Source organism: Fundidesulfovibrio sp., from assembly GCF_058402725.1.
Map to the genome: position 1 here is coordinate 1 of NZ_JBZVFJ010000185.1, position 5,589 is coordinate 5,589.

A 5,589-nucleotide genomic window follows, 5' to 3' on the forward strand; every position below is an offset into this window, starting at 1 on the left:
GCCTTCGAGAAACAGTTCCCCGCCCAGTGGCTGACCTACCAGCGCAACAACCGCGACGACCTCCAGCAGATGACCGACTTCGGCGGCCCCGTGCCCTGGGACAAGAACGACAACGTCAACCCGCCCCCGAAGGGCAACCCAAAGGCCGCGCAGCCCTACCTGAAGAACCTCTGGCTGGGCTATCCCTTCAGCTTCGAGTACAAGAAGGCCCGGGGCCACACCTACGCCATCGAGGACATCCTCAACACCGACCGCACCAACCGCTATTCCGACAAGGCCGGCCTGCCCGCCACCTGCTGGAACTGCAAGACCACCAAGATGTCCACCTGGCACCGCGAATACGGCGACAAGGTGTGGTCCATGGAGTTCCACGACTTCCGCACCAAGCAGGACGCCAAGGACAACACCATCGGCTGCTCCTACTGCCACGACCCCGCCGACATGAAACTGCGCATCGACTCCGTGCCCCTCAAGGAAGCCCTCCAGAAGGTCGGCTACGACCTGGCCAAGGCCTCGCGCAACGACATGCGCTCCCTGGTCTGCGCACAGTGCCACGTGGAGTACTACTTCCAGGCCGCCAAGCACGGCCCCGCCGCCAAGCCCGTGTTCCCCTGGACCACCGGCGCCACCCCCGACAAGCCCTTCGGCGGCGTGGACCCCGAAAACATCTACCAGTACTACAAGGACCACGGCGTCGTGGAGATGAAGACCATGGAAGGCTGGTTCGCCGACTGGGTCCACCCCGTCTCCAAGACCCCCATGCTCAAGGCCCAGCACCCCGAGTTCGAGCACTTCATCAACGGCCCCCACGGCGCCGCCGGCGTGGCCTGCGCCGACTGCCACATGGCCTACACCCGCTCCGTGGACCCCGACAAGAAGAAGACCTCCAACCACCAGTGGACCTCGCCGCTTCTGAACATCGAGGGCACCTGCAAGCAGTGCCACCAGGACAAGACCCCCGAATACCTCAAGGAGCGCGTGCTCTTCACCCAGCGCAAGGTCTACGACCAGCTCCTCAAGGCCCAGGACCTCTCCGTGCGCGCCCACGAGGCCGTGCGCCTGGCCGACGCCTGGAAGGGCGAAAAGAACCCCGACTACGACGCCCTCATGCTCCAGGCGCGCGAGAACGTGCGCCACGGCCAGTGGATGTGGGACTACGTCTCCGCCGAGAACTCCGTAGGCTTCCACAACCCCGTGAAGACCATGGACACCCTGGCCCGCTCCCAGGAGTACAGCGCCCGCGCCGCCCTGCTGGCCATGCAGGCCACCAACTACGGCATCGGCAAGAACCTGGAAGGCGACATCCGCAAGCTCGTGCCCCCCATCCTGGAGTGGAGCCGCGAGATGCAGATGGACCCCGAGAACCTCAAGAAGTACGTCTGGACCACCTACCTCACCCCGCTGCCCAAGTCCGGCAAGGTGTGGGACGGCAACAAGAAGCTGACCCAGTAGGGACTGCGGCCTGAACGCCAGACGGCCCCCCGTGCTCTGCGCGGGGGGCCGTCCTCTTTGGCGCGACCGCAACGGCGCCCCGGGAGAAACCCGGGAACAGGTCGCGGCGAGGCCACGCCTGGACACCCGGACGGCTTCCTGCCATGGTCCCTGGCCGCAAGGCCGGGCATCTTCGGTACGGGATCGTCCGGATTCGGGGCCGCCCGGATGCGGGGCGGCCTGGCTTGGAACTCATCGCTTCGGGATCGGCCCGGACCGGGACCGCACGGCAGGGGCTCCCAGGGACCGGGCCGCCGCGATCGCAGGCCCCACCGCCCGGAGCGCGCTTTGCGCCCGCACCGGGCGTACGGCAGACGCAAGCGCCCCCAGGCGCCTGATCCGGCAGGGCCATGAAAAACCGGCGCGACGGCCGGGTGCGAAAAGTCGGGGGGAAGTCTCCGGCCGGTCCCGGAGGGGACGGCCGGGATCGGCTCGGCTAGGGCAGCAGGCGGAAGAAACGCTCGTAGGCCCGGCACATCTTGTGCGCCACGGGGGCGGAGACGCCGAAGTCCTTCAGGCGGCAATACACGTGCAACGGGTTGAAGACGTGCTGGAAAGCGTTTCTGATGCGGGTCACGTTCAGACCTCCGAAAAAACTGCATCGGAATGGACGCGAAACGGTCGCCAATCTGCCATGAGGCGGACGCGGAATCTCTAGCAGGCATGCCCCGGAATGGCAAGTGAAGGAAAGCACATGACCCCCGCCCAGCGCCCCCTGGCAGCCACCAGTTGGCTGGCCCCCACCACGCTGCGCCGCAACCTGGAGCGCATCGCGGCCTGGGACCTGCCCATCCGCCAGGCCGCCCTGCTCTTCTACCAGCACGCCCCCAGCCTGGCCTACGACCCCTCGGAGTTCCATGTGCAGGGCCTGGAAACCCATGTCCACCTGCCCACGGACCTGCCCTGGGAGCTAGGCCCAGGCCCCTGCTGGGATCTCTGCGCGCGTCTCATGGATCTGGCCGCGCCCCTGGCCCCCTGGGCCGGGGTGCTCCACCCGCCGGGCGATCCGTCGATCCTGGAGGGTTTCGCCGCCCGCTGGCGCAAGGCCTCCCCGGGTTGGCGGCTTCTGGTGGAGAACATCCCCACCGACGGCCTGGAAGCGCACTGGCCCGTCATCGAGGCCCTGGATCTCCCCCTGTGCCTGGACAACGGGCACCTCATGGCCTTCGGACAGCACCACCTGCTCCAGCGCCCTGGCCTGGCCCGCCGCGTGGAGCTGCTGCACTGCTACGCCCCCGGTCCGGAGACTGGGCGTCACCGCCACCTGGGCCTGCACCTGATCACCCCGGAGCAGCGCATCCTTCTGGGGGAAATCCTGGACCTGCTTGATCCCAACACGACGATTCTCTTCGAGGTTTTCACCGAGGAGGACTTGCGTGCGAGCCTCGAAACGTTCTACGCTCTGGATGCGGAGCGGAGGCCGCGCGGATGATCCTCTTGGTGCTGGGCGGCGAGAAATCGGGCAAATCCGGCCTGGCCTACGAAAGGTTCCGGCTGGCCCCCGGCCCCGGGACCGTGCTGGCCATGGGCCTGGCCCGGGACGAGGCCTTCCGCCGCCAGATCCTGGCCCACCGCCTGGAGCGCGACCCGGCCTTCCCCGTGGCCGAGCCCGGAGCGGAGCTGCCCGCCGCCCTGGAGGCCCAGCGCGGGAGCGGACGCAAGGTCCTGGTGGACAGCCTGGACTTCTGGCTCTTCACCTGCATGGAGCAAGGGCGCATCCGCACGGGGGAACTCCTCGAAGCCCTGGAGGGCTACCACGCCCCCGACGCCCCGCTCTGCACGCTCGTGAGTTGCGAGGTGGGCCTGGGGCCCATCGCGCCCTCCTCCCTGGCCAGGCGTTTCGCCAGGGAACAGGGCGCGCTCAACCAGGCCCTTGCGGCCCTGGCCCAGGAAGCCCTTCTGGTGGTTGCCGGATTGCCCCTGCGCCTCAAGTAGCGAGGAGAACATGGCCTTTTTCCGGGTGCTCGGCGAAAAGCTCGCCGCCCTCACGAGCCTCATCCATCCCGGCGAACGCTGGCTGATCCTCATCAGCGCGGACCCCGACGCCCTGGGCTGCTCCATGGCCCTGCGCAAGATCATCGCGCGCCACGGCGGCCAGGCAGACATCGGCCACACCAACGAGATCTCCCGGCCGGACAACCTGGCCATGGTGCGCACCCTGCGCATCCCCCTGATCCGCCTCCAGCCCGACACCCCCGCCCGCTACCAGCGCTTCGCCATGGTGGACTCCCAGCCCCACCACAGCACCGACTTCCCCCCCGTGGAGCTGGACATCCTCCTGGACCACCACCCCGTGGACCCCGCGCGCCCGCCCCGCGCCCGCTACGTGGAAATCCCCGTCGGCTACGGGGCCTGCTCCAGCCTGCTCACCGAATACCTCTACAACCTGGGCGTGAAACCCGGCAAACTCCTGGCCACCGCCCTGCTCTACGGCATCAAGACGGACACCGGCTCCTTCGAACGCGCCTTCTCCGACGTGGACGTGAAAGCCTTCAGCTGGCTCTCCAAGTTCTCCGACAAGCTCCTCCTGCGCCGCATCATCCACGCCGAGTTCCACCGCAGCTGGCTGGCCTACTTCTCGCGGGCCTTCGAGCGCATGCGCCCCGTGGGCAGGGACGGGCTCCACGCCTACGTGGGCCCCGTGGAAAACCCCGACGTGCTCGTGGTGCTGGCCGACTTCTTCCTGCGCGTGCACGGCCTCTCCTGGATCGCCATCGCCGGGGCCTACGCCTCGCGCCTGGTGGTGGTGATGCGCTCCGACGGCCTGCGACGCGACATCGGGGCCAAGGCCCGGACCTGGTTCGGAGACTACGGCTGCGCAGGCGGACACATGATGGCCGCCCGCGCGAAATCGAACTGGACCGCCTGGCCGGGTTCGACCCCGAAGCCTTCCTCTGGAGCCGACTCACCGGACGCCCCCTGGAACCGGACCTCCCGCCCGCCGAAGGCCAGGCCTGCCCGGTCAATCCGGCCCACGGGCCAGGAAAGCCGTGACCGTCCATCACCCGCCCCAGCAGCCCGCCTCCCAGGCAGGCAAGGTCTCCCAGCGCAAGGAAGACTACTTCCCCATCCACCCCAGGACCATCCTCCCGGGCACCGCCGGTCCCTTCGACCTCTACCTCAAACGCGGCGACTGGTTCGTGCTCTACGCCAAAGCGGGCGAACGCTTCACCGTGGAACCCAAGCTCAAGGAACTCCTGGAGGTCACCGAATTCTTCATCCGCGTGGACCAGCGCTTCAGCTACGAATCCTACCTGGCCAAGAACCTGGGCAACATGCTCCTCAACGAGAACCTGCCACTGGAAGAACGCTCCAAGCTCTTCTACCAGATCTCCGCCGGCATGCTCAAACAGAGCTTCCAGAGCAAACTCCCCCGGGGCCTCGACGAAAAGACCTACGCCGCCATGCAAACCCTCGTGAAACGCGGCATCGCCCTGCTCTCCAAAGAGGAATCCCTGCGCAGCCTCTCGGAATTCCTCTCCCACAAATACCACACCTACAGCCACTCGCTGAACACCATGGTGCTCACCATCGCCGTGCTCCAGTCCCTGCCCGGCGTGGAACAGAGCGTCCTCTTCGAGGCCGGACTCGGCGCAGCCCTCCACGACATCGGCAAGACCCAGATCTCCGACGACGTGATCAACAAGCACGGACCGCTCAACCAGGCCGAGTGGGAACTCATGAAGACACACCCCGTGCGCGCCCTGGGCATCTGCGCCGCCATGCCCATCAGCCACGTGGCCACCAACACCATCCTCTTCCACCACGAACGCTTCGACGGCGGCGGCTACCCGGGCGGCATCGCGGGCGAAGCCATCCCCGTCTACGCCCGCGTCCTGGCCCTGTGCGACGTCTACGACGCCCTCACCTCCGAACGCCCCTACGCCAAAGCACTCACCCCCTACAAAGCCCTGGCCATCATGCAGGAAGACATGGTCGGCGCCTTCGACCCCGCACTGTTCAAACGCCTCGTCTACGTGCTGGGAAACGCCCGCATCGTCTGAAGGACAAGCAAGCTGGCGATCCGGCAGCGTTGAGCGGCTGGGCAGACGGGAAGATGCCTCCGGCGGCCAAAGGGCTACGCCCTTATGGAATCCC

6 protein-coding genes are annotated in these 5,589 nt (G+C 67.4%); 4 read left to right on the top strand and 2 right to left on the bottom strand.

Annotation, left to right across the window (positions count from 1 at the left end):
• A partial coding sequence (locus ACV4UX_RS16870) for an ammonia-forming cytochrome c nitrite reductase subunit c552 (RefSeq protein WP_491594447.1) occupies positions 1-1,452 on the top strand: 1,452 nt, incomplete at its 5' end.
• Between the two features lie 475 nt (positions 1,453-1,927).
• Here ACV4UX_RS16870 and ACV4UX_RS16875 read toward each other — a convergent pair.
• A complete protein-coding gene (locus tag ACV4UX_RS16875) occupies positions 1,928-2,068 on the bottom strand; it encodes a hypothetical protein (protein WP_173082646.1) in 141 nt (46 codons plus the stop codon).
• 117 nt (positions 2,069-2,185) lie between these two features.
• On the opposite strand from ACV4UX_RS16875, the gene cbiR reads away from it, so the two are divergent.
• On the top strand, positions 2,186-2,923 hold the full coding sequence (gene cbiR / locus ACV4UX_RS16880; RefSeq protein WP_491594448.1) for a cobamide remodeling phosphodiesterase CbiR: 738 nt from the start codon (positions 2,186-2,188) through the stop codon (positions 2,921-2,923).
• Complete coding sequence (locus ACV4UX_RS16885) at positions 2,920-3,426, top strand: bifunctional adenosylcobinamide kinase/adenosylcobinamide-phosphate guanylyltransferase (protein ID WP_491594449.1); 507 nt, start codon at positions 2,920-2,922, stop codon at positions 3,424-3,426. Before cbiR ends, ACV4UX_RS16885 begins: the two co-directional genes overlap by 4 nt.
• Here ACV4UX_RS16885 and ACV4UX_RS16890 read toward each other — a convergent pair.
• A complete protein-coding gene (locus ACV4UX_RS16890) occupies positions 3,419-4,186 on the bottom strand; it encodes a hypothetical protein (protein WP_491594450.1) in 768 nt (255 codons plus the stop codon). The genes ACV4UX_RS16885 and ACV4UX_RS16890 overlap by 8 nt on opposite strands.
• 295 nt (positions 4,187-4,481) lie before the next feature.
• Between ACV4UX_RS16890 and ACV4UX_RS16895 the strand changes: the two genes are divergently transcribed.
• Positions 4,482-5,495, top strand: a complete 1,014-nt coding sequence (locus tag ACV4UX_RS16895) for an HD-GYP domain-containing protein (protein WP_491594451.1) — start codon at positions 4,482-4,484, stop codon at positions 5,493-5,495.
• The last annotated feature ends 94 nt before the right edge of the window (positions 5,496-5,589 follow it).

What these genes read in the sequence shown, in the direction of transcription:
- cbiR (WP_491594448.1), top strand. Translation starts at nt 2,186, where the DNA reads ATGACCCCCGCCCAGCGCCCCCTGGCAGCCACCAGTTGGCTGGCCCCC.
- ACV4UX_RS16885 (WP_491594449.1), top strand. Translation starts at nt 2,920, where the DNA reads ATGATCCTCTTGGTGCTGGGCGGCGAGAAATCGGGCAAATCCGGCCTG.